Genomic DNA, 23,951 nt, shown 5'->3' with positions numbered 1-23,951 from the left:
AGCATAGCACTAAAAAAAACGACCTGTTTTTTGGCATATTTGGCATGCCTTTCTTTAGTCAAACATGTAGGGTTTCTTGTGGAAAGGACTCTACTCTAAGCATTATTGGGTTAGCTTGATGGGCATGTGGTAGGACCCCTATTGGAACAAGACTATGGAGGAAGAAACTAGCACCAGCTACACTTGATCTCTAAGTATGCACACTTAGTTCAATAAGAAATCCCTTTCATCGATTTTGTTTACTAACACTAGTTACTTTCCAACCTTTTTGATCAACCCATTCAAGATTCACAACATACATCCAACTATCTTCGCCGTCAGGGCTCACTTTTCCCACTGATTTTTGCGGTCCCCCGCCATTTTCAATACGCCAGATGTTCATGTTGTCCCCTAGACCTGTTGCCATTTGAATCGCTTTTACTTTTTCGTTCCAATCCACTGAATCCTCAACATAACTCGAAGTATGTGGTCCAGTCTGACTCGTTCCAATGGGTTCCGACGACCCAGATCCTGTTACTTTCTTCTCGTCTTGAGACCTTTGCTTTTCGCGTTCCTCCTTGGCTTCTTTTGCTTTCTGCTCTTCTCTGTCTTTTTCTGCTTTTTGTTCTTTTTTAGCTTCCTCAGAGTCTTTCTGGATTCTCTTAGCTTCTTGCTGGTCTTTAGTTTTTTTATTTTCTCTCAATTTTATATCGTGGTTTTTCAAATCGGTCTCTTTATCTTTTCGGATCGTGGTGTCATTATTTTGTTGGTTATTTTGTTCACCTTTACTTCTGGTTTGATTTTGTGGGTTATTGGTTGAGGCCTCATTACTGTCTCCCCATATTATATTTCCTGCTACAATAAATATTAGGACCAATACGATACAAATTAAGGCGTTCAGACTAACATGGAGCTTTTTTCTCTTTTGGCGTTGAAATCTCGATCTCATCTTTTCCCTCCTTCAGTTTTATCACTTCACCACAATGGTTTTACAAAAGTTTTGATTTCTTCTTTACCAACGGAAATGATGTTGTTTGGATAATATTCGACAGGTTTTTTATAACATAAGGGGTAAAATAAAGAGGTAAAATATTCTTAACATTGGGGTAATGCGAAGTCAAAACAAATCATTAATGATGGTTTTTTGGTACAAAAACACCCTAGACCAAATACATTTGTTAATGAATCTATAGTAAAGTGCGAAGCTTTAGTTTAGCCAGTTGAGAACATTTAAGAATACCAATAGAGGTACTGGCAATTCGCTTAATACCTTCCCAATCTTTAAAAACCGTTAGAAACTCTGGGAACAGGAATGCTGCTCGTTAGTTCAATAAAAAAAAGAGCTGCGATGCAGCCCTGTTAAGATTTATTGTTTTCTCTGCTTTATTCGACAGGTTGTTTATCATTATTATACGCCCATCATATTCATTAATTGACGGAGACCTTCTAGAGCAAATCCCCCTAAATATCTATACGCAATTAAAGCGATGATAGGTGAAAAATCAATTACACCAAGAGGCGGGATAAAACGCCGAAAGATAGCAAAGTAAGGGTCAACTAGTTTACTAATCCATATGCCAACTTTTGTGGCATAAAATTGCGGAAACCAGGAACCGAGAATGGATATTAACATTAACCAATAATAAATATCGTAAATATATTGCCCAATTTGTAAAATGATAGAGCCCAATTTTTATTTCTTCCCGTCTATTATAATTTTTTTAAATACCATTAATACAATGAATGCCTGTGCTTTAATTTCCTACTTATGATTCATATACGTTTTTATTTCCAATAAGGTTTCGATATTTCTTCCTTGTTCAAGAAGAAAAAGGATATTTGTTATGGATAACTATATTTCGTTAAAACATAAAGAGCTGTTCGAAAAATAGATGCCTGAAGATTTCCTAAAGCAAAAAAGATGCTCAGATTCCCTCTGAGCATCTTTATGAATTCAATACATTATTTTTTCTGCCCATCATTTATTTTTGGGTTTCGCCCAAACCAGATGGAAAACATCCAGCCAATGATGTTCTACTTTCTGGATCTCAATAGGAGAAAGGCTGATCAGTTCCATGATGTCTCTATTTTGATGGCACCCAATCGTTCTAACAGCCAAAGGATCTAATACCTTTTGTAACGTTGAGAAAATGAAATTAGAACTGATACCATGCTCCAATAACAATATTTGTCCCATTGGTTTACACCATTTACTTAGGTTCTCTAACGTTTTTAATGGTTGAGGGTAACCGCAGAATGAAAGCGTAGAAACAATGGTATCAAACTGATTCTCCTCAAACTCCAATTGATCAATGTCACTTTCAACAAATTCGATTGGAAGATGATATTGATGTGCTGCTACTCTTGCTTTTTCTAACATTTTAGGACTAAAATCCACCGCTGTAATTTTTTCAATCTCCTCACGGTTATAAAACGGGAAGTTTCCTCCTGCTCCGACTGCCACTTCTAGAACGGATCCTTGGGCCTCTTCAATTAATTTTTCTCTCCACTTCCTTTGGATTTGTTTTTCTCTTATTCGATCGTAAGTATTTGCTTGTTTATCAAACTTTTTTATCAGCTTCTTATTGTTCATGCTTGCCCCCTTACCTTCTTAAACAACTACCGACAGTTAACTAATGGACAGCAATGGATATTCCTTTTTAGCTATTGCTTTAAAATGCAATTTTCAAATTAATATTTTCTATTGTGACTTTAATCGGATTTATATTTACAACCTCATTTAACGGGATTTCCAGTGTTCGTAACTTCTTGTCGCTGTACATTTCCCGCCTCCATTTTTATCTTATTCAATTAAAACAATAATACCATTCTTCAAAAAATCTGACCGTTGATACAATAAAAAAAGCTGCCAGTGTTGGCAGCTTACATCTTAAAGCACCTGTTAGTTCAAGAGTAATTTTATTACCTTATACTGTGTTCATTTTCTGACGACACTCTAAGAACCATTCATATGGCAAAGAAACTTTGGATAAATCAAATTTCCTCAATTCTTTATGAGGATACTTATCCGACTAAATACAAATCCCACTGACATTCGATATACCAGCTCACGAATAATGCCTCTAGTCTAAAAAGTAGAACTCCAATATGAATACTGCCCTTTTACTTACAAACAGGTGAATTTCATGCATTAAAACTTAACTTCATCTTGATTTGTTACAACTAATAGCGTTTTTCCCTTGTCTAATTCTTCTTCTAGTTGTTCAGCCTTTGATTGGTCAAATCCAATTTCCTTCATTTTGGATCTTAATTTATCACCTTTGCTTTTGAACACATTTTTCGTCGCAGTGCCCAACCCAGTTACGTTGACCCCAATCTTATTGGCATCTGTTTCCTTCCTATCGCGTCTGACATGATCATTATCATGAGCAAGAATGTAGATATCATCATCTCGAATTCCATTGTTTCTAAGCTTGTCAATTGATTCACTCAAATGTTCATCATTGTGGAATATTTTAAATTTGGGATTCAATTAAATCACTCTCCTTAGGACAAAAAGTACCCAATTTTGAAAAAAACTAAACAATAGGATCGTGTTTATATACCTAAGGATAAAATAGAGGCTCAGTCCCAAATGCACCTTCTGCATCATAATTCTCTAGATAAATGTGAAAATATTACAATATGTATGTGATCATGTTTTCGTCGAGGTGCAACTCTTCTCCTTTTTTTAGTGTTGTAGTAATAAACTATTACACCGTACTCTTTCCCCTGTTCTTGTACAGGACTTTCACCAATTAGCTCAACCAATCCAGCACTAGCTAATTCATCCTCCAAACTCTCCATTAAAACTTCTGACTTTCTTGTAGCTTGGTAGATTTCTTTGGTAAAGAGGCTGACTAAAAAGGATTTACTATGATATTAGAGATTAATGACAACTGGATTCCTCTTTTTTTAGAAATAGGTATTTATATATGTCCACTTCCATTTTGGATACATATCTTATTAAGGGAGTTTATTTCGAGAATTTTGAAAGGAGATGTTATTTATTTATCAATACGGTTCTCAACCATATGTCCAGCAGCAATATGGTTCTTATCAACCATACGTCCAGCAACAGCAATACGACCCTTATTCACAACAGTCGAATGATTATTATCCTCATCAGCAACATGACCCAGATAGACAGCCTCCGATAAGGCAGCTTGAAAGGCGGGTTAATCAGCTAGAAAACCGAGTCAACCAGCTTAATCGGGAAGTTAACCAACTTGAAAACACTGTTGAACGCCATTCACGCCAGTTAAACCGATTAAACCAACGCCTGCGCACAGTGGAAGAAAGATTGCGAATTCCTTTTCAGCCTTTAGAAGGCGGCTTTTAATTAATTGGACCCAGTAAAATTCTGGGTCCGTATTACTAATTTTTGTATTTTGTACTCCTATTATTTCTTTCTCGATTAGTAAAACCCTTTTAGGTTTTATTTGTCTACTAGCTGTTTAAGCTTCTTGTACTCCTCTTCTTTAATATCCCCTGAAGCAAGACGGCGTTTCAATATAACGGAAGCGTCGTTTTGACTGTTCATATAGGAATGGCACCTCCGAAATGCTATCATTTTAAAAATGATCAGTACGGTTACTAGACTCAAAAAAATTAATCCGAAGAATGGAAATGGAAATCCGTGATGTTCCCAGCCCATACACTTTCCTCCTTTTATTTGATCATGGTTAACTGCTGCCAGTCCGGCGTCCCCATGGCTTAAATACTGACAGCATGAACATCGTCCCAAGGGAAAGGATCTGAAGAATAATACCTATGAACAACTGCAGCCGGTTCACAAGGAACCCCTGATCATGCAGCGCACGAAGACCTTCCGTTGCCGTTATAGAAGAGGCATCGAGGATCCAGTAGTACATCCCGAAGATTCCTAGCCCTATAGAAAGAATCGTTAAGACTTCCTTTACGATGATCCAGTGGAATTTGAACAGCCCCCACTTCGTCCAAACCGACAGCAAGATCCCCGTTACGACGACACCGATCGTTGATGCACGTACTGACGAAGTTGCAAGAATGTACATGACCGTATAACAGCTCTTCAGTATGGTCACGTCATCCGTAGCAGCTGCGGTAACACTTAGTACAAGAAAGGATACAGTGACTCCAAATAAAATAGCAGCGAATAAAAGATGGAGGATTACCAGTCATTTTTTTGCCCTGCCTGTCAACTGCTTCATCATCAACACCTCCTTTTCGTCACTATTCCCTTTCACCTCATGGTATCCATGAATTCTAAACCACTTCTAAACAAAATCTTAAATTTCAATAAACTTTTTAAATCGCTGTTGCATTCTAACGAAAAAAACCCGGACTATGCCGGGTTTAACCTCTGAATCGATAGCCGGCCCCCCAGATTGTCTCAATGTACTGTGGATTGGAGGGATCAATCTCTATTTTTTCACGGAGCTTCCGGATGTGCACCGTAACCGTCGCGATGTCACCCATCGAATCAAGTCCCCAGATTCTTTCGAAAAGATGTTCTTTGCTGAACACATGATTCGGATTCATCGCTAGAAAGAAAAGCAGATCAAATTCTTTTGCCGTAAAGATCACTTCACGCTCATTCATAAGCATCTGACGGGAAGCTTTCTTTATGTGAAGGCCGCGAATATGGATCTCATCAGCCGGATTTTCCCGTTTACTCAACCGATCATATCTTGCCAGGTGTGCCTTCACTCTCGCCACGAGTTCGCCCGGACTGAACGGTTTTACAATAAAGTCATCCGCCCCAAGCCCAAATCCCCGTATTTTATCAATGTCATCTTTTTTGGCGGATACCATTAATATCGGGATATCTTTTTCCTGCCGCAGCTTTTTGCATAGTTCAAATCCATCCATGTTTGGCAGCATTAGGTCCAGGAGAACGAGGTCAAACGGTTCAGAACATGCTTTTTGTAGGCCTGTATCCCCTGTTAAAGCGATTTCGGCCGCTAGCCCATTGATCTCCAGATAGTCACGCTCCAATTCGGCAATACTCACATCATCTTCAATAATTAACACCTTTTTCATGGGCTTGCCTCCTGATTCACGGCTTTTCTTAACGTAAAAAAGATACTGGTCCCTTCATTCTCATGGCTTTCCGCCCACATTTCCCCCCCATGATCTTCGATGATCCGTTTTGCAATAGCCAGTCCCAGTCCCGACCCGGTTGTATTCCTGGATGGATCCGCCCGGTAAAAACGATCAAAGAGGTACGGTAAAGAAGATTCCTTGATCCCAGGGCCGTTGTCATGCACTTCAACCAACACGGTTTCTCCATTGGAGGATAACACGATATCAATTGACTTTTCTTTTTTATCCATGTATTTGAGGCTGTTCTCTATAATATTGGTGAAAACCCGTTTTAGTTTGTCCCGGTCAGCAATCACTTTGAATTCTTTTCCCTCCTTAATCGTAAGGGACAACCTAACCTGACCGAATGTAGCATCCATCCTTAATTCTTCGATATAATTCTTGATATACCCGCTGATTTCCATATTTTCAAAATGAAATGGGACCTTTTTTAAATCCAGTTTGGAATACAAAAACAGTTCATCAATGAGATGGTCGAGTTCGTTTGCCTTATTGTAAATCGTCTGCGTATACCGATCCATTTTTTCTGAAGTATTTGCCACGCCGTCACGGATTCCTTCCACATATCCTTTAATGGCGGTTAATGGCGTTTTTAGATCATGGGATATGTTGGAGATCAGTTCTTTCCGGTTTTCCTCGTACTGCAGCTGGATTTCCGTTGAAGCTTTTAGCTTTTTTCTCATCGTCTCAAATGCTTGGCAGAGCTGGCCAAGTTCATCGTTTCTTTTTGATATTAATTGAAAGTCCAGATTTCCCTCACTGATCTTCCTGGCTCCTATCCTTAGTTCGTTCACAGGATATAGGATGCTTTTGGATACAAAATAGGTAAGCAGCCCATTTGTAATGAGCATGATGAACAGGAAACTACCAAAAAGAAGGGGGAAGATCTGTTTTACAAAATCAGCATCTCGAATAAAAAATAACGTCCCTGTTGATCCATTTGAGAAGTAAAAATCATACTTTTGCATGGAATAAAGCTTATTGCCCAATCGCGAGACCGGGCGGTTCGATCCCTCGAATCCAAAAGGTGGAAGATACTTGATTTCCAAGGATTTGTCTTTTACGGGACGGTAAATGACTTTGTCCCCTCTTCTTACGACTAAAGCTGCACCCTGTTCATTTAATTCCTTATCTGCCCGGATCAAATACCGGACGTTCAATAGTTTTTCCGGTGTTAAGGCTGCTGTCTTCTTTAATTCCATGACTTGCTTGTCCGCCGGCCGGGCACCTTCCGTCGAACCCAACGAGCCAAAAATGGAGCGGTGATCCTCGTGGTCGACAAAGACGAACGAGAAGAGCAAAAAAGCAGCCAGAACGAACAAAATGACGGGCATTATGATCATGGCAAGATTGGATAAAAGCAAACGTACTCGAATAGACATAATACTTCCTTCCTGTTCCCTAATGATTAAAAATGTCCATTTAAGTATATCCTTCAAATCTAAAATTTTTCTAAACTCGAATGAAATAAATGTATAACACCTGAAAAAAATGCGGTTACGGTTAGAAAATGTTCTGTGAATCTTAGTTCTCCTACTTGTACCTAGCAACTGTCCCCGCGATAGAGTCATAAACCGTTTGTTTATTTTTGCTTTTCAAGGGACTAATCAAGTAAATAAAATAAGGCCTCTGAGCTGACTTTTACACTCTTGTAGTGTAACTATCAGTCCCAGAGACCGTTAAATTTTTTTAAACCGCTAATTGAAGAAGAATTCATTGATTCATCTCCTTAAGTACTTGAACAGTGAAAATTACACTGGTCATGGACAAAGCAATAAAGTGCGGGAAACTTATTTAAACCAGCCTTTTTCCTGGAATCTGGTAATGGCTTCAATCCGATTGGTGACTTCAAGTTTTTCTAATATCGTTGAAATATAGTTTCGCACCGTTCCAGCTTTGATGGAAAGCTGATCGGCGATTTCTTTTGTGTTTTTTCCATCAGCCACGAGGGATAAAACTTCTTTTTCCCGGTCAGTTAGAGGGTTCTCCTCACTGTATGCATCGTCCACGAGTTCCGGGGCATAGATTCGCCTGCCTGCCATCACACTGCGGATGGAGCTAGCCAATTCTTCGCTCGGACTGTCCTTCAACAAATACCCTCTGACCCCCGCCTTTACGGCCCGCTGGAAATATCCTGTACGAGCGAATGTCGTTAAAATCATTACTTTGCAGCCTGATCCTTTTAGTTCTTCCGCTGCTTCAAGTCCCGTTTTTACTGGCATTTCAATATCCATGATACAAATGTCAGGCTGATGCTGATGAACAAGCGAAATCGCTTTTTCTCCGTCGCTTGCCTTTCCGACCACTTCCATATCCTCTTCCAAATTAAGCAGCAAACCCAGTGCCCCCAACATCATTTGCTGGTCTTCCGCAATGACGATCCGAATCATTTATCTCCCTCCTTTTCCGCCGATTTTATAACATTCGGCACTTGTATGATTAACGTCGTCCCCTCCTCTGAAAAGATCTCCAGACGACCGTTGACAAATTCAAGCCGTTCTTTTATTCCTAGTAGTCCATGGCCTTTTGTCATATCTTCATCAACTCTTATTCCTGCTCCGTTATCCCGTATGGAAATCATAATTTCGTTTAACGATTGCTTGATGGATATATGACAGGTTGTCGCGCCGCTGTGCCTTACGACATTGGTTACCGCTTCTTTCAGACACATGCTCAAAATATTTTCGATCAGCAGGGAAACATTCGTGAGGTGTAATTCTTGTTCACCTATATATTCAATTTGCGCCGCTTTAAGTATTTGTTTGACGTTGATGAGTTCCTCTTCTAATCGAATGCCCCGCATTTGAGACACCATTTTCCGGACTTCGTTCAGTGCTGTTCTAGCGGTCTGTTGTACGTCGTTCAACTGAGAACGAGCCTGCTCGGGGTCTTTGTCAATTAACTTTCTGGCCAAATCACTTTTCAACCCGATCAGTGAAAGTTTTTGTCCTAAAGTATCGTGAAGATCACGGGCAATCCGCTGGCGTTCCTGCTGTTTTACTAGAACAGAATTCGCGTCTTGCAATTGTTCTTCCAGCTGCTCACGCTTTTTTCGGTTAGATAAACTGAAAGGCATAAGGATGATACTGACCCAAATGATGATGATAAAAGGCAATTGTTTTAAGAACTGATCATCTTGAAAAACTATGTTGAAGTTAAAAGAGACAGTCGTGCTGACGAGATGAATAATATATAAGGAAATAAAAGGAATACGTTCTTTTATATTACCAATAAAATAAGCAAGAAAAAATGCAAAATAAACATAGTTAAAAAGGCTTGTCATGGTAATCGATATGGCAATTAGAATGCTAGCCCATACGTAAACAGGCCACCCTTTTGATATGAAGGCAAAACGATAGGTGATAAAGAATAAAATGGTCAGCAAAATACCCACGACAATTTGTTTCGTGGATGAAGATTGAAAAATAAAATAAAACGGCAAAATACTAAAAACGCTCCACACATACGGAGAAATCCCGGTATTTATTTGAAACAGCTTATAGATCTTTTTCATATTGAACCCTCTTTTGCGGTGTTGAATGCCTATTGCTATTTTATCACAATTACTTTTGAAGACAGAATAGAGTCCTGAAAACAAGGGTTTTACACCTGCTTTCAGGACTTTATTTGTTATCGGCCGCTCAAGCTTGATTTTAAATGGGCCGCTCTTGTATTATTCTTGTTTGCTTTTATCTTTTTAATGTCTTTAAAGCTGACAAACGTTCTGCTCTCCTCATCCCAAAGACGGAATCCCAGGGAACGAAGACTTGAAGCAAGCGTGATCGTTTGTACATTTTGAAAAGTTGAATCAATACTATGAACATCTTCCAAGTGATAATTTGGCACCCTTGGGCTTAAATGATGAATATGATGAAATCCAATATTGCCTGTCAGCCATTGCAGGACTTTCGGAAGTTTGTAGTAAGAGCTCCCATCCATAGCGGCTTTCACGTAATCCCAATCTTCGTCTTTTTCAAAATAAGAGTCTTCAAACTGATGCTGTACATAGAACAGCCAAATGCCAGCAACACCTGATACGAAGAAAATAGGGCCTTGAACAAGCAAGAATGCTTCCCAGCCGATGGTCCAGCAAAGCAATGAGGCCAATGCAGCGATAGAAAGATTCGTTATATATAAATTCTTGCGTTCTTTCGATCTTGCTCCTTTTCGGTTAAAACGGTTCGTAATCAGAAACACGTAAATCGGGCCAAGACCAAACATCACGATCGGATTGCGGTACAATCGATAAGCGATGCGCGTCCAAAAAGATGCAGCTAAATACTCATCTACCGTCAGGATCCAAATGTCACCTGTACCACGTTTATTTAAGTTACTGCTTGTAGCGTGATGGATGTTATGTTCATGCTGCCATTGGTGGTACGGGAATAACGTAAGGATTCCTGTAATCGTTCCCACTATTTTATTGGCTTTTCGATTTCTAAAGAATGAATGGTGGCAGCAATCGTGAAAAATAATAAAGATCCGCGTCAAAAATCCCGCTCCAATAATCGTTAATGGCAAAGTGATGAAATAGGAAATAGACAGGCTTTCGTAAGCCAGGTACCACAATAGAATAAATGGAACAAGCGTATTAATGAGCTGTGCTACACTATTTTTCGTATTCGGTTTTTCATATGGGGCAACTTGTTTTCGTAAGTTAACATTTTTTTGTTTCGTCATTAGTATGTTTCCCTCCCATTGGTTCAATTCAAGTATAAAGATGGGAGTCTGGTCTTTTAAGACATACGTGTCATGTCCAAAGTATGATAAATGTCATGTATACGGATTCTCTTTGTTGATGAGGAGCCTTGAAAACCTGCCATAATGGTAATAAATCCAACGACGGGTAAAAACAACGGGTGAATTTTAATATTTCTTGATCCAAGCATCTTTCCAATCGCCTTATTCATAGCCCAACCACAATCCTATTATTAATATGATTAAACACAAAGAGGACGATCAAAAATGATGGCTGTCGTCCCACCACTCCTGGTCGTCCTCTTCCGGGTATTTTTATACTATTTTAAACTTGCTAGCACAGCTCCAAGAATTGTAACTATTCCGCCTAAAAGGGTGATTCCAGATATATGTTCTTGCAACAATAGAACGCCTAACAAAACAGTCCAAACTGGGAGAAGGTTAATATATGGAGCTGCACGCCCTGCTCCTACAATTTTCACTCCGGTATTCCACGAAAAATACGCAATAACTGAAGCAAATGTACTCACATAGAAAATACAAATCCATGCATTTCTCGTCATATGTATCATATTTGGATGTACCGTTCCAATACAGCTTATCGCACTAAAAATCGTCCCATAGAAAGCGGCTCCAGCGGTCATGGTAAGGGGATCTATCTTTTTGCCATATTTCTTACCAAGTACTGTATACATTCCCCAAGCCAAGCATGATAAGAGAATTTCAATTTGTCCAACAATTGAACCTTGAGAAGAGTTTGCTTGTCTTCCCTCAACCAAGAGAATCACGCCAAAGATTGAGATTGCTGCACCAATCCATGCTTTTGTTTTGATCTTTTCTTTAAGAAAAAAAGGAGTGAATAATAAGATGGTAATTGGTATACCTGCTGATATCATCCCTGCTTGTGATGCGCTAATCGATTTAAGACCTAAATAGTTTAATGTAGAAAAGGCGAATATGCCAAGAAACCCTTGTATTACAAATTCTCTCCACTTAGAAATGATCGGGAGTGGTTTTTTGTTAAGCATCAGTAATCCCCACAGGAGCCCCGTTGAAATAGCCCAACGGATAGTGTTTAATAAAGTTGCTGGCAAGGCCGGTGCTAAATACCGGCCGCATATGTAATTACCTGCCCAAAGAAAGGTTGCCGCCACCAATAGTAAAATCCCTTTTTTCATGATGTTGATCCTCTCTTGTCTCTGATTTTTGGCTAAACCATTTACGCAGTTGATTAATATGTGCCTGATGATATCTGTTATGGTCTGCGATATGCCAAATACCCCATTGGATTGTGGCTTTGTAGCCATTTTCATCTTCAACGGTTTGATGTAACTGTTTGTCTGTTAACTGATAACACATTGATTTAATCATCTGTACAACATGATCATAATCAGTCATGAGCACATCGAGAGAAATCCCTTTCAGCTGCGGCAATTGGTCGTTTTTATCAAAACTAGGCCCAAATTTCTCTTCAAGTTCCCTCGGCACCGCTTCACCCTTGATTCTAAATATCCATTTGAGGTCCACGTATGCTAAGTGCCTTACTAACTGCGCGGTACTGTTATATTTTTGGTTCGGACCTTTATAATCTAATTCCTCTTGTGACATACCTGCAACAATTGTTTTTAACCGTTTGTAATTTCCGTCTACCATTGAGTAGAGCATTCCAACTACAGGTTCCATTCCCGGCTCTCCAATTAAATCTAAAACCATCCAATCACTCCCCAGTACTTGTTATGGTCTCAAGTCAATTATACTCCAGAAATGGGCAGTTTTTTGCGATTCGTTATCGTCAAAAGAAAAAACTGACAGAAAGACCCAAATAAAAAAGCAGACGGATGGTCTGCTTTTGATGCACTGCCTATACTTTAAACGATTGAACTGGACATGTTTATCGGATACAGCTTTCCATCCACAGAGAACGAAACCCTGCTCGTTTCTTCATATACCACGAGTACCAGTGCATCACTAATCTCGGTCAATCCTATGGCTGCTCGATGACGGGTTCCCAGTTTTTTTGAACTTGAATGAATTTTGGATAAGGGAAGTACGTTTGCTGCCGAAATAATAAGGTCACCTCGAATTAAGACCGCTCCATCATAAAGAGGATTTCCCGGATAAAAAATGGACTCTAATAACGGAAACGTTAATGTTGCTCCGATCGAATTGCCCGCACTGATCATCGTCTCCAAGGGCTGTCAACCAGGCATAATCGTATTGACCGTTACCTTCGTTCCATATGAAAGTTCTGCCAAGCTTCTGGATAGGGAAAGCTGCATCGTCTTGTCTTGGTAGCACTATAATGAGCCATTTCCTGAGATGGCATAATGGCTGCCTCACTAGCTATAAAGATCACTCTTCCCTCTTTTTTTTCAATCATTTGTTTCAGATACCTGCGCGTTAGCCGGACACCGCTCATGATATTGACTTCAAAAAATTTAAACCAGTCTTCTTCAAAAATACCCAGGTTGTTGATCAATATGTCAATATCATTGAATTCTTCATCATTTTTTCGCATCCTTCCTCTTTTCCGAGATCGGCTGCGGCTGAATATAATACAGCGTCGGGATGCAACTCTTTAATTTCCGCTATCGTTTCTTGCACCTTTTCCTCACGGCGTCCGTTGATGATAACATGGGCTCCTTCCTCTGCCAGATACATCGCAAATGGCCTTGCCAATTCCGGATGTAGAACCTGTGACAAGTGCAATTTTTCCCATCAGATTTAAATGCATGAACAATCCTCCTTAAAGTACGCATAAATTTTTGTAAATGAAAAGTTTCTAATAAATAGCTGCTGGGAGTTAGCATTCCTCTTCCCGTTGACTTATAAACGTAACGGTAGAGACAAAAGACCAGCTGTCATTGATCAGCTGGTCAAGGAATCATTCCTCCTGTTGCCATACTCAAGATGCTCTGGGTTTACCCCTGATGATGTTTCGTTTAGGTACTCCTGGATGTCCATATTTGCGTATCCCGGAATGGAAATTCGTTTATAACGCATCGGTTCACTGTTAAGTGGAACTGTACAGTCAAATCCCGTTTTCGATCCGAACCCGTCATTTGTGGACGGATCGAGTTTTGAGCCTTGCGCCCCCTCTACTACCACTAAATCCTTGTCCACCTGGAAACGCGTAGCAATTGCCCATTCTACTTCCTCCATGTTAAATATATCTACCTCTTCATCGACTACAACCACGTGCTTTATATCAAAACTGTTTGCGAAGGCAGCGAGGATGGCATTCTTAGCTTCACCTTTGTTTCGCTTTTTTATGGATACGACCGCATGATAACGGCATGTCCCTCCTGGACTCATGTGAACCGCAACGGCAGAAGGCACAGTCTGGCGGACACTTTGAATGAGGCTAGCCTCACGTGGAATGCCCCCGAGCAGAAGATGCTCGTATCCAGCCGGGATAATCGTATAAAAGATCGGGTCTTTTCGGTGGGATACGGCGGTTAGCTGAACAATTTCCTTGTCACTCCGCGGGCCGTAATATTTAGGGAACTCCCCAAACGGTCCTTCCGGCTCCCGAATATGCGGGAGGATTTTACCTTCTAAAACGATCTCCGCATAGGCAGGCACATCAATGTCCACTGTTTCACAACGAACGGTCTCAAGTGGTTCTGATCGCAGAGCACTGGCGATTTCCAGCTCATCTATCCCGAATGGGGTACTCGCCTGTGAAGCAAGAAGTGTCACAGGATCCACTCCTACAACTATGGCACATTCGAGCGCCCTTCCTTCCTCCTCTGCCTGTTTGTACAAATGAAAGGTGTGCCTCGGCAGCAAAAGTACTCCCAGTTTATCCTTTCCAGAAATCTGCAGGCGATGAATGGATACATTTTGCTTTCGAGTCACAGGATCACGGGTAATGAACAGGCCTGCGGTAATGTAATTTCCAGAATCCATCTCATGGTGGACGGGAATGGGAAAGGTCTTAAGCAAATCAATGTTCTCGGTGATGATATTTTCCTTTACCGGGGCATCTTGGTTGCTCACTTTTCTGCATGCTTTTGGTGAAGTTACCGCTTCAGTGAATTTTGGAATGATTCCATATTGGTCTGTTTCCAATGCTTCAGCAAAGTCATCTCTTGTAGAACATATCCCCGAAACGACAGGCATCCCATAGTTCTCAACATTTGAAAAATATACCGCTTTTTTGCCGTCCAGTTTCTTTGCGACAGCAGCGATCTCATACTCCAGACTCACTTTTTTATCGATGGCCACCAGCCTCCCTTTCGATTCAAGGTGAGCTAGCCATGTACGAAATGTTCTTGCCTTCATTACACCTTTCCCCCTTATCTCTATTGCACCTTGTATTGGTGGCCGTTATTTTCATTTGAACGTTCCTCATGAACCACTGTTTTGTTTTTTCGCCAAAAATGATCGATTCCCATTACGATAAGAGGTGCAACAGCAGCGATATAAATGTTATCGATACCGAACGGGTTTCCTGCAAGAAACCAAAATGTTGTTGTAATTACAGCGAATATCATTCCAAGGGCAGCCCCTATTCCGCTGCTGAAACGGGGAAAATAAAACATCAAAACCACGATAACGGCGATGGTTGTACGGAGTGCCCTGGCAAAAAAGATTGTGTTTAGTATTTCCGGGGTAAAAATGGCGAACGGAATAGGTAAAAGACCCATCACAATGGTCGCCACTCTTGAAAACCTGAGTGATTTATTGTCTGATCCTTCTTTATTAAAGAGCGGAGTATAAAAGTCTTTTAACAATAGGGCAGCTGCTCCAATTGTTGAGGCGGCCACTGTTCCAAAAACCGCGGCGATTAATCCGGAGATCACAAGACCCGCAAGGAAAGGATTCATAAGGGTAGTCAACATCGGAAAAGCCTCGGAAGAAACGATATTCGGAAACAATATAGAGGCTGTCATCCCAATGAGAGCGGCCATGATTCCTACAGGAATTACGAACACCCCTGCGTAAATACTTGCTTTTTTTGCGTTGGCATCATCATTGGTCGAGCAAACCGCCTGAATGATGTATTGAGTAGAAAAAATAGAGCCAATGTTGGCGATGGTCCATGCAATAATGGTTGGCCATGAAATGCCTGTCCAGTCAAACATCGCTGGCTTTAGCTGCAGCGACAGACCTGAAAAACCGCCTGCTGCAGTTAAACCGAACGAGACTGCCAGAATTAATCCCAAATATTTAAAAAACGCATGAATAAGGTTGGTATAAGCAACCGCAAACATTCCGCCCAAGGTAACGTAAACAACTGTGACTACCCCCACCACAATTGCTGCCATCGCATGGGGGACGTGAATAATCGCAGATAAGGTCGCCGCCCCTCCCGCGTACATTGATACGTTGACCACGCTTAGGGCATAAATCATAATGACTGAGGTAATCGTTCTCGCACCATTTCCGTAAGTTTTCGATATAGCCCCAGAAATGGTATACTCTCCACGCTCATGGAACTTTTTTGCCAGTGTGTAGGCAAACAAAGCGAAAGCAAACGCGAGTGTGATTAAGTTCCAGGAAGCCGAGATTCCTCTAGAAAAAGCGGTTTGCGCGGTGCCGATCGTAGAGCCGGTGCCTATGAATTCAGACATCATCAAGACCCCGATAATAAAAGGGCCGAAAGCTTTTCCTCCTGTCATGTATTTGTCCGAGCTTTTTGAGAATTTCTTCGTATATAGTCCAAGAAAAGCAGTGGCTAGCACATACAAAATGACCATTCCTATGATTATGGCACGGGCTGTCACCAAGCAATTCCCTCCTTATTTAACTCACGGATCGCACTCCGAATATGTCCTTCAGGCGCCTTTCAAAAAGCTTCGTCACCCGCTGCCGGCCGTTCACCTCCACCGGAGTTGGAACCTCGCGTCCGCCAACCACTACCGGCTGATCGTAGCGAATCAAAATGTAGGGAAGATATTCACTATAAATCTCTCGTATTCTATTGGCGTGCTTTTCATTTCTTGCGAGCAGCTTTAACATGCGAAGCCCAAAGCCGACGTGGCGGCCTTCATCCTCTTTTATACGTTTGAAGCCTTCTTTCAACCCGGGGAGGAGTCCTTTACTTCCATAAACATCCTCAAATACATCGTACCCCGCCATGGCTTGTACACCTTCAATGATTCCCTGGTAGTGAGTCAATCCTTCAACGAGGGCAGCTTCGCGTTCCTCTATACTGCCTTCCAGTGCATTGAGCATCATTTTTCCCCGCTCATCCAGCTTTTGCTGAACGAGATTTTGCACTCCATGTAAACGTTTGATGCCGAGTACCTCTTCAAAGTACCGAAGGAAAAATTCGGTATGCTTGAATTCCTCCAACAACTGAGTACTGAGGAAGGCTTGTTGCTGGGTGGATGCCCCAAGCATGATCCAGGGACAAAATTTTAAGGCAACATTCTCTTCTGCATCAAGAAATCCGGTGCAAAAGTGAATGAGGTAATCTTTCAGGTCTTGATCAAGTGCTTCAAAATCATCTCTGTCATGGGTTAAATCGATCTCAGCAGGATCCCACGTTCCAAACCTTATCGCTTTCCGGTATAAATTCCAGGCTACCTCGTCTGTACTTTTTTCCAAACTAAGAATCAAATCATCGCTCATTAAAAAACCGCCTCCGTTTTGTTTGTGAATTCTAGTAAACTCGCTTTAACAGATCCAGAACGTCAGCCTCTGCTGGCTGCCGGGGATTAAACCTCATCATCCCGCTTTGAAAAGAGTCACTTGCAATTGCAGCGAGCCTGTCCTCAGGGACGTTCAATTCCTTCAACCGGGTAGGCAGTCCAATTTCCCGCACCAGGAAAGCCACTGCTTTAGCCGCCTGACCGGCCAACTGTGTTTCGTCTTCTCCCTCAACCCCCAACAACTGCGCAATCTTAGCCGCTTTAAGTGGGCACACTTGAGCATTGAACTCAACGACGCGGGGGAGGAGCAAGCCGATGGCTATTCCGTGAGGAACATGGCAATGACCGGAAAGAGCACTTCCAATGGCGTGGGCGAGCCCAAGGAAGCCGTTGTTAAACGCCATCCCTGCCAGTAAGCTTCCTTTCGACATTCCAATTCGTGCTTCCTTATCTTTTCCGTCCACAACAGCCTGTCTAAGGTGTGAACCGACAGTGGTAATCGCTTCAGTGGCCAGTGCATCGGATGCAGGGCACGACCGTAAGGAAAAGTAGGTTTCGATTCCATGGGCCAGAGCATCAATTCCGGAGGCTGCGGTCATATTTTCTGGTAACCCCATGGTCAGTTCAGGATCAACTATAGTAAGAGTCGGAGCCATATGCTGGCTGGTGACGGTCACTTTCACATTGTTCTTCCAGTCTGAGTAAACACCGAAGATAGTCACCTCACTCCCTGTCCCGGATGTGGTTGGTATCGTAAGCAGCGGAATAGCTGAGGAGCTTACGATCTTATCGACTCCTGCATAATCGCGGATGCTGCCGCCCTGGCTTGCTACAATCCTAATCCCTTTTGCAGTGTCTATGACACTTCCGCCTCCTACTGCAACGAGACAATCATAGTGCCCCGATAGAAAATACTCGGCTCCACGATCAATCGTTTCAAGACTCGGATCAGGCTCTACCTCTAGATAGAGCTCGCTGACAATCTTTGAATCTTGCAGCGATGAAATGATTCCGCTCAATAATCCGGCGGATTCCACCCCTTTATCACTGACGATAAAAACTCTGTTCACACCAAGATTTACGAGGTTCTCCGCAAGGCGGGAGGATTTTCCATACCCGAACTCTATCCGCGTAGGCAAATGAAAGGAGAAGTCCTGCCCTGTCTGTTTTACTATAGAACTCATGTTCATAGAGGAGCCCCCTCACGAGGGTCCATTTCAATATGCACATGCTTCGTCTCGCAATATTCCATCAGGCCATCCACTCCCCTTGTTCTTCCTAAACCGCTCTGCTTGTAACCCCCAAATTCTGTTTCAGGAAAGTTTTTGTTGTACGTATTGATCCAGACGGTTCCCGCTTTGATCCCTTTGGACATCCTTACCGCTCGGTTGAGATCCGATGTCCATACACCGGCGGACAAACCAAAATCACTGTCATTCGCAATGTGAAGCGCTTCTTTTTCCGTTGAGAATGTCTGAACAGCGAGAACAGGCCCGAAAATTTCTTCTTTGACCACGCGGCTGCCGGCCATGAGCCCATCAATGATGGTAGGAGCGAAATAAAAGCCCTGATCATATGTTTCGCCTGCCATTCGGTAGCCGCCAGTAATGATTCTTCCTTCTTTCCGGCCGATTTCACAATACTCTTCAACAAGATCCAATTGGCTTTGTGAGACCAGCGGCCCCATATCAGCCGTTTCCAGAAGCCCGTTTTCCACCCGCAGCTGTTCGGCATATTCTTTTAGACGTTTGACCACTTCGTCTTTAATGGATTCATGAATGACCACCCTGGAACCGGCCATGCAGATTTGGCCTGCGGAAATAAAAATGGAACGGCCGATGACCGGAACAGCTTTATCAAGATTTGCATCCTCAAAGACGACGTTCGGAGATTTCCCGCCAAGTTCGAGTGCTACTTTTTTGACATTTCCTGCTCCCATTTCAATGATGGACTTGCCAGTAGAGGTGTCCCCCGTAAAGCTGATCATGTCGATCTTGTCACTGGCTGCCATGGCTGCTCCAATGGACTTTCCTGGACCAGTCACGATGCTAACGATCCCTTTTGGAAAATGAGGAATTTCAGCAATGAGCTTAAAGATCTCTACGGATATTGAAGGAGTAAGGCTTGCTGGCTTGACGAGAACTCCATTACCGGCAGCAAGAGCAGGTGCGAGTTCACGAATCATAAGCAACGCGGGCCAGTTCCAAGGTGATATGATTCCCACCACGCCAACCGGCTCTTTTACAACGACACCAAAATTATTGGGTTCAAGCTGCATGGAACGGCCAAATACAGAACGTGCGGCTCCTGCAAAGTACTTCAGTGTATCAATACAGCCTGACAGCTCGATCCGCGACTCGCGAATGGTCTTTCCCTGATCCATCGTGAGGATGAGAGCAAGGTGCTCCAGCTTTTCTGTCATTTTTTCGGCCAACGAATGCAACGCTTCATAACGGCGCTTAGGATTCATTGACCAATCACTTGTCAGGAATGAATGCTGTACTGACTCTATAATCTGGGATACATCCTGAATATTCGATTTTTGCGAATAGCTGACCAGTTCTCCGGTCGCCGGATTAAACGATTCTATCAGCTCCTTAGAAGTCGCTTCTATCCACTCGCCGCCTGCAAAATTATAATAAGTGGGTATCTTTTTATGGACGATAGTTGACATCGATAAAGTCTCCCTTCTTTTTATTCAGATCAAACGGGTGTAAAACTCTGATGTTGCCCTATTGCAGTCTGCCTCTCGTTTCTGGGATGATAACGCTTCCAATAATGTAAATCAGATATATCACGATCGTAAAATACATCAATGTATGGGGAATGTTTTCAATGGATCCACTCGTCAAAGTAACAAAAGTAGGCATCATTCCACCGACAGCAAAGCCCATATTCCATGAAAGGCCTGTGCCGGTTGACCGGATGGAGGTCGGAAAGCGCTCGTTTAAAAAAATCAGGACAGGTGCATACGCCGCATTGCCTAATAGTACAAGACATATGACATAAAAATAGATGGATGAAAGAGACGCAGCATCAGCCAGTGATAGATAAAAATAAGGTAATCCGATAACGTTCAATACGCCGATGACAAGGAATACCTTTTTTCTGCCAAAGATTTCACTCAGATGTCCGGCAATGAGTGCAGATATAATGGTAGCTATACTGGCCGCAATAAGAACGCCGGACAGCGTCGAAGAGGATACTTTATTTACGACATTAAGGAAGGTTGGAATAAATCCGGCAGTCAGGTAATAACCCGAACCGCCTCCGATAACGATCATTAAATTCACCAGAAGTACACGGGAGTATGTCGTAAACAGCGATTTAACCGGTTTTTGTTGGACAATTTTTTGTTTTGAGTTTTTTTTCGTTTTCATTTCGGTCCATAACGGGGATTCCTCCAGCGTCCTAAACACAAAAAGGCCAGCAATGGCTCCTAAAATACCTGTAAAGAACATGACTCTCCAGCCCCAGCTATCAAAGGCTTCACCGGGAAACAGGGCTGAAACGACTGTAAAAACGATGGAAGCAAATAGTGCGCCTAGCCCAGCGCCTCCTCCGCCAATAAGGCCTGACATTAATCCTCTCCATTTAGGAGGTGCCGTTTCGGTTCCAATGGTATGGGTGGAGGCGACTACCCCACCGACAAAGATTCCCTGGACGAGCCGCAGCAGTAAAAACAGGAAGGCAGCGAAAAAGCCGATTTGCGGGACCGTTGGCAGTAATCCAAAAATAGCAGTACTAATACCAACCCCGACGATCGCCACTGTCATGGCATTCTTTCTGCCATGCTTGTCGGCATACGATCCGAATATGGCGGATCCGAGTGGTCTCATAAGCAGTGTGACGGCAAAAGAAGCATATACCGCAGCCAGGGACAGTGTGGGATTAGTTGTAGGAAAAAATAGCTTACCTATGGTTGGTGTAACATAAAGGAGAATGAAGAGATCATATAAATCAAAGGACCATCCTAATAATGAAGCAGCTGTTGCAGAAACCATTTGCCTGTTACTCACTTTTGGTGCTTCCGTTTTTTGAACAATCTCAGAAGGTATTGCACTTGACATGTTATTTCCTCCAATACTAAAGTTTTTTTGGCATGACTTAGCTTGGATGAGTGAAATGAAGACTGAATTTTCAGTCTTTTAAACTTATAGAAGTATATTTAGGAGAAGAGTAATCCTGGTTTGCACAGGATTACTCTGTTCCACTTACTTCCCGGTAAAGTTCGGTTTTCTTTTTTCAACAAATGCATCAACACCTTCTTTGAAGTCTTCGGTGCATCTCAGCATGCCATACGCTCTTCCCTCAATCTCTAATCCGGTGCTTAACGGGCCTTCCTCAGCAGCATTCAATACTTCCTTACAAACACGCTGAGCAAGTGGTGAAAACCGTACGAGCTCAGCCGCCAGTTGATCCACTTCATTGTCAAGCTCCTCTTTCGCCACAACCTTAGTAATCAATCCCCATTGGTACGCCTCTTCAGCAGGTATCCTTCTTGCTCTCATGATCATATCCTTTGCTCTTGTAAGGCCTACAGCCCGTGCCACACGCTGCGTCCCTCCGCTTCCGGGAATCATGCCCAAATTCATTTCCGGCAACCCGAGGAGGGTGTCGTCAGCAGCGATTCTGAAATCACACGCCATGGCAATCTCAAAGCCTACCCCAAATGTATATCCTTGAAGCTGTGCGATGACAGGCTTCGGGGAACGCTCTGGTGCGGCAACGTTCACTCTTAAACGGGACAATTCTTCAGGATGAGTTTCCATGAACTGAGGAATACTTCCGCCAGCACTAAAACACTTGTCGCCTTCACCCTTTACAATGATGACACGTACGCCTTCGTCATCGTTCAATTCTTCAAAGATCTCAGCAAATTGTTTCCTGGCGAGCATACTGATGTAATTCATTTTTTCCGGTCGGTCGAATAAAATGGTCGCTGTTTGTGTTTCCCTGTTCTTTTCTACACGGATGTGATCATATTGAGTAGTGGTTGTCATATTGATTTCCCCTTTCGATTTTAAGAAATTAAACTACTTTTTCTGTTTTGAACAATTCAAATTCCCCATCCCGCAATTTCCGCCTCAACACTTTTCCAACAGGACTTTTCGGAATTTCCTTAACAAATACATACTTTCGCGGCCTTTTGTAGTTGGAGAGCTGCGGATGGTTTTTGCAGAACTCGTCCAGCTCTTGAATCGAGACAGTATGGCTGGCGGGAACGACGAACGCTGATACAATCTGTCCCCATCTGTCGTCTTCTTCTCCGACGATGGCGACTTCGATTACATTCTCATGCTCGGAGATGACGTCTTCGACTTCCAGAGGGTGGATGTTTTCGCCGCCTGAGATTATCATGTCGTCCACTCTGCCGACGACATGCAGATCGCCGTCTTCATCCAGCACACCAAGATCTCCTGTAAAATACCAGCCGTCACGAATCGCTTTTTGGGTCGCATCAGGCCGGTTCCAATATCCCTTGAACGCTTCAACTGATTGCAAATTGACAATGATCTCACCGATTTCATCTTTTCCTACGATCTCTTCGCAGGTTGAATGTCCGTCCGGGTCTGCTCTAACCAGCCTGATGTTTTGATGAAACCCTGGTTTGCCTGCACAACATGGCTTTTCGAAGACATTTGAATTGATGGTAAAGGTGTACACCTCAGTACTTCCATAATGATTGACGAACACCTCAGGCTTCAGCCGCTCAATACATTTCTCTGTAAGGGATGAGGTCATGGAGGCCCCGGCATATCCTATTTTTTTAAGGGCCGACAGATCATAATCGCTAAATTTCGGATGCTTTAATATGTCATGGTACAGAGTAGGCACAAGATACAAACAAGAAACAGCTTCCTTAGAGAGCAATTCCAGCGCATCCTTAGCGTCAAAATCAGGAAGTATGACAAGCTTTCCGTTTAAAAATGTAATTGAAAGCAGCGATCTCATTCCCATGGTGTGGTAGAGAGGCATTGTTCCGAGTGTGCTCTCCCCTTCTATATAATGATTTTGGATGATATGGGCAAGGGCGGCCGCATACTCATTTTTATGACTTCTTGGAACCCCCTTTGGTTTTCCTGTGGTCCCCGAAGTATAGAGCATTAAGGCGATATCTTCATCCAGTATGTCTGGTCTGTCATACGTTTCAGGGCTCCGTTCAATCAGTTCAGAAAAGTAGATATCTGCTCCTTGTACACCCTCGAGCCCAATATAGACAGGCCTCTCATTGAACCTTGCTTTTAACACCGCCGCCTGGCTCGCATCCTCATAGACAATCACAGTTGCTTCCGCATCGTTAAAGCAATACTCTACTTCCTTTGCTGAAAGCCTGAAGTTTATCGGTGTATAAATGGCACCCAATTTTTGCAGCGCCCAATAGAGAATGACATTTTCGCTCCGGTTTTTTAACAAAACCATGACACGATCCTGTTGTTTTATTCCGATGCGCTGAAGGGAGGCGGCCAGCTTATCAACCTGGCTGTTCAGCCTCGCATAGGATAAACGCTGATCTTGCTGAACGACAGCATCCTTGTTCGGGAAGCGCTCTACTGCGAATTCCAGTAACGTTCCGAGATTCAT

22 protein-coding genes and 2 pseudogenes are annotated in these 23,951 nt (G+C 42.5%); 1 reads left to right on the top strand and 23 read right to left on the bottom strand.

The features are described from left to right. Positions 1-226: 226 nt before the first annotated feature. From M1K46_RS17355 to M1K46_RS17340, 4 genes are all read right to left on the bottom strand, one after another. Positions 227-928, bottom strand: coding sequence for a DUF1510 family protein (locus M1K46_RS17355; protein ID WP_256226994.1), 702 nt, complete (start codon positions 926-928; stop codon positions 227-229). Positions 929-1,387: 459 nt separating this feature from the next. Further along, the gene (locus tag M1K46_RS17350) at positions 1,388-1,669 is read right to left on the bottom strand and encodes a YggT family protein (RefSeq protein WP_256226993.1); all 282 of its coding nucleotides are present in this window, start codon (positions 1,667-1,669) and stop codon (positions 1,388-1,390) included. Positions 1,670-1,957: 288 nt separating this feature from the next. After that, positions 1,958-2,572, bottom strand: a complete 615-nt coding sequence (locus tag M1K46_RS17345) for a class I SAM-dependent methyltransferase (RefSeq protein ID WP_256226992.1) — start codon at positions 2,570-2,572, stop codon at positions 1,958-1,960. Positions 2,573-3,130: 558 nt separating this feature from the next. Continuing rightward, entirely contained in the window at positions 3,131-3,472 is a 342-nt protein-coding gene (locus M1K46_RS17340; protein ID WP_053354181.1) for a general stress protein, read from the bottom strand. Positions 3,473-3,979: 507 nt separating this feature from the next. Here M1K46_RS17340 and M1K46_RS17335 point away from each other — a divergent pair. Continuing rightward, entirely contained in the window at positions 3,980-4,321 is a 342-nt protein-coding gene (locus M1K46_RS17335) for a hypothetical protein (protein WP_256226991.1), read from the top strand. Positions 4,322-4,417: 96 nt separating this feature from the next. Here the strand turns inward: M1K46_RS17335 and M1K46_RS17330 are convergent, their stop codons facing one another. The 19 genes and pseudogenes from M1K46_RS17330 to M1K46_RS17240 all read right to left on the bottom strand — a co-directional run bounded on the left by M1K46_RS17330 (position 4,418) and on the right by M1K46_RS17240 (position 23,951). After that, the gene (locus tag M1K46_RS17330) at positions 4,418-4,636 is read right to left on the bottom strand and encodes a hypothetical protein (protein ID WP_061969704.1); all 219 of its coding nucleotides are present in this window, start codon (positions 4,634-4,636) and stop codon (positions 4,418-4,420) included. A gap of 28 nt (positions 4,637-4,664) precedes the next feature. Continuing rightward, positions 4,665-5,045, bottom strand: coding sequence for a hypothetical protein (locus M1K46_RS17325; RefSeq protein ID WP_254781493.1), 381 nt, complete (start codon positions 5,043-5,045; stop codon positions 4,665-4,667). Positions 5,046-5,316: 271 nt separating this feature from the next. Next, positions 5,317-6,003, bottom strand: coding sequence for a response regulator transcription factor (locus M1K46_RS17320; RefSeq protein ID WP_256226990.1), 687 nt, complete (start codon positions 6,001-6,003; stop codon positions 5,317-5,319). Beyond that, positions 6,000-7,448, bottom strand: coding sequence for a sensor histidine kinase (locus M1K46_RS17315; protein ID WP_256226989.1), 1,449 nt, complete (start codon positions 7,446-7,448; stop codon positions 6,000-6,002). Before M1K46_RS17315 ends, M1K46_RS17320 begins: the two co-directional genes overlap by 4 nt. Positions 7,449-7,856: 408 nt before the next feature. Further along, complete coding sequence (locus M1K46_RS17310; protein WP_053354185.1) at positions 7,857-8,456, bottom strand: response regulator transcription factor; 600 nt, start codon at positions 8,454-8,456, stop codon at positions 7,857-7,859. After that, the gene (locus M1K46_RS17305; protein WP_062232295.1) at positions 8,453-9,580 is read right to left on the bottom strand and encodes a sensor histidine kinase; all 1,128 of its coding nucleotides are present in this window, start codon (positions 9,578-9,580) and stop codon (positions 8,453-8,455) included. The genes M1K46_RS17310 and M1K46_RS17305 overlap by 4 nt, the downstream gene beginning before the upstream one ends. 116 nt (positions 9,581-9,696) lie before the next feature. Further along, a complete protein-coding gene (locus M1K46_RS17300) occupies positions 9,697-10,746 on the bottom strand; it encodes a fatty acid desaturase (protein ID WP_256226988.1) in 1,050 nt (349 codons plus the stop codon). A 338-nt stretch (positions 10,747-11,084) separates the two neighbouring features. Further along, entirely contained in the window at positions 11,085-11,942 is an 858-nt protein-coding gene (locus tag M1K46_RS17295; protein WP_256226987.1) for a DMT family transporter, read from the bottom strand. Then, positions 11,890-12,477 (bottom strand): DinB family protein, encoded by a 588-nt coding sequence (locus tag M1K46_RS17290; protein ID WP_256226986.1) that lies wholly within the window; start codon positions 12,475-12,477, stop codon positions 11,890-11,892. The genes M1K46_RS17295 and M1K46_RS17290 overlap by 53 nt, the downstream gene beginning before the upstream one ends. A gap of 155 nt (positions 12,478-12,632) precedes the next feature. Next, positions 12,633-12,956 (bottom strand): annotated as a pseudogene (locus tag M1K46_RS17285) (diadenylate cyclase); the annotation flags it as partial. Positions 12,957-12,965: 9 nt separating this feature from the next. Continuing rightward, positions 12,966-13,498, bottom strand: a pseudogene (locus M1K46_RS17280) (SDR family NAD(P)-dependent oxidoreductase); the annotation flags it as partial. Between the two features lie 134 nt (positions 13,499-13,632). Further along, positions 13,633-15,051 (bottom strand): UbiD family decarboxylase, encoded by a 1,419-nt coding sequence (locus tag M1K46_RS17275; protein WP_256226985.1) that lies wholly within the window; start codon positions 15,049-15,051, stop codon positions 13,633-13,635. A 20-nt stretch (positions 15,052-15,071) separates the two neighbouring features. Then, positions 15,072-16,496 (bottom strand): sodium:solute symporter family protein, encoded by a 1,425-nt coding sequence (locus M1K46_RS17270; RefSeq protein WP_256227004.1) that lies wholly within the window; start codon positions 16,494-16,496, stop codon positions 15,072-15,074. 19 nt (positions 16,497-16,515) lie between these two features. Beyond that, positions 16,516-17,346 carry a R2-like ligand-binding oxidase gene (locus tag M1K46_RS17265; RefSeq protein ID WP_053354192.1) on the bottom strand — a complete coding sequence of 277 codons (831 nt, stop codon included), beginning with the start codon at positions 17,344-17,346 and terminating at the stop codon, positions 16,516-16,518. Between the two features lie 31 nt (positions 17,347-17,377). Continuing rightward, the gene (locus M1K46_RS17260; protein WP_256226984.1) at positions 17,378-18,556 is read right to left on the bottom strand and encodes an iron-containing alcohol dehydrogenase; all 1,179 of its coding nucleotides are present in this window, start codon (positions 18,554-18,556) and stop codon (positions 17,378-17,380) included. Beyond that, on the bottom strand, positions 18,553-20,040 hold the full coding sequence (locus tag M1K46_RS17255) for an aldehyde dehydrogenase family protein (protein ID WP_256226983.1): 1,488 nt from the start codon (positions 20,038-20,040) through the stop codon (positions 18,553-18,555). The genes M1K46_RS17260 and M1K46_RS17255 overlap by 4 nt, the downstream gene beginning before the upstream one ends. Before the next feature lie 58 nt (positions 20,041-20,098). Beyond that, entirely contained in the window at positions 20,099-21,436 is a 1,338-nt protein-coding gene (locus M1K46_RS17250) for an MFS transporter (RefSeq protein ID WP_256226982.1), read from the bottom strand. 144 nt (positions 21,437-21,580) lie between these two features. Next, positions 21,581-22,369, bottom strand: a complete 789-nt coding sequence (locus M1K46_RS17245; protein ID WP_053354196.1) for an enoyl-CoA hydratase/isomerase family protein — start codon at positions 22,367-22,369, stop codon at positions 21,581-21,583. 28 nt (positions 22,370-22,397) lie between these two features. Further along, positions 22,398-23,951, bottom strand: coding sequence for a class I adenylate-forming enzyme family protein (locus M1K46_RS17240; protein ID WP_053354197.1), 1,554 nt, complete (start codon positions 23,949-23,951; stop codon positions 22,398-22,400).

This window comes from Fictibacillus sp. WQ 8-8, assembly GCF_024494405.1.
In the GTDB taxonomy this organism is placed as follows: domain Bacteria; phylum Bacillota; class Bacilli; order Bacillales; family Fictibacillaceae; genus Fictibacillus_C; species Fictibacillus_C marinisediminis.
Note: the sequence above shows the minus strand (reverse complement) of the source record. Positions and strands in the feature narration are given on the sequence as shown.

Excerpts from the sequence above, each read along its gene's own strand:
- M1K46_RS17290 (WP_256226986.1), bottom strand. The coding sequence starts at position 12,477 with ATGGTTTTAGATTTAATTGGAGAGCCGGGAATGGAACCTGTAGTTGGA.
- M1K46_RS17260 (WP_256226984.1), bottom strand. The coding sequence starts at position 18,556 with ATGAACATGAGTTCTATAGTAAAACAGACAGGGCAGGACTTCTCCTTT.
- M1K46_RS17250 (WP_256226982.1), bottom strand. The coding sequence starts at position 21,436 with ATGTCAAGTGCAATACCTTCTGAGATTGTTCAAAAAACGGAAGCACCA.
- M1K46_RS17300 (WP_256226988.1), bottom strand. The coding sequence starts at position 10,746 with ATGACGAAACAAAAAAATGTTAACTTACGAAAACAAGTTGCCCCATAT.
- M1K46_RS17240 (WP_053354197.1), bottom strand. The coding sequence starts at position 23,951 with ATGAATCTCGGAACGTTACTGGAATTCGCAGTAGAGCGCTTCCCGAAC.
- M1K46_RS17305 (WP_062232295.1), bottom strand. The coding sequence starts at position 9,580 with ATGAAAAAGATCTATAAGCTGTTTCAAATAAATACCGGGATTTCTCCG.
- M1K46_RS17345 (WP_256226992.1), bottom strand. The coding sequence starts at position 2,572 with ATGAACAATAAGAAGCTGATAAAAAAGTTTGATAAACAAGCAAATACT.
- M1K46_RS17255 (WP_256226983.1), bottom strand. The coding sequence starts at position 20,040 with ATGTCAACTATCGTCCATAAAAAGATACCCACTTATTATAATTTTGCA.
- M1K46_RS17265 (WP_053354192.1), bottom strand. The coding sequence starts at position 17,346 with ATGAGCGATGATTTGATTCTTAGTTTGGAAAAAAGTACAGACGAGGTA.
- M1K46_RS17310 (WP_053354185.1), bottom strand. The coding sequence starts at position 8,456 with ATGATTCGGATCGTCATTGCGGAAGACCAGCAAATGATGTTGGGGGCA.
- M1K46_RS17330 (WP_061969704.1), bottom strand. The coding sequence starts at position 4,636 with ATGGGCTGGGAACATCACGGATTTCCATTTCCATTCTTCGGATTAATT.
- M1K46_RS17355 (WP_256226994.1), bottom strand. The coding sequence starts at position 928 with ATGAGATCGAGATTTCAACGCCAAAAGAGAAAAAAGCTCCATGTTAGT.
- M1K46_RS17335 (WP_256226991.1), top strand. The coding sequence starts at position 3,980 with ATGTTATTTATTTATCAATACGGTTCTCAACCATATGTCCAGCAGCAA.
- M1K46_RS17295 (WP_256226987.1), bottom strand. The coding sequence starts at position 11,942 with ATGAAAAAAGGGATTTTACTATTGGTGGCGGCAACCTTTCTTTGGGCA.
- M1K46_RS17275 (WP_256226985.1), bottom strand. The coding sequence starts at position 15,051 with ATGAAGGCAAGAACATTTCGTACATGGCTAGCTCACCTTGAATCGAAA.
- M1K46_RS17315 (WP_256226989.1), bottom strand. The coding sequence starts at position 7,448 with ATGTCTATTCGAGTACGTTTGCTTTTATCCAATCTTGCCATGATCATA.
- M1K46_RS17245 (WP_053354196.1), bottom strand. The coding sequence starts at position 22,369 with ATGACAACCACTACTCAATATGATCACATCCGTGTAGAAAAGAACAGG.
- M1K46_RS17320 (WP_256226990.1), bottom strand. The coding sequence starts at position 6,003 with ATGAAAAAGGTGTTAATTATTGAAGATGATGTGAGTATTGCCGAATTG.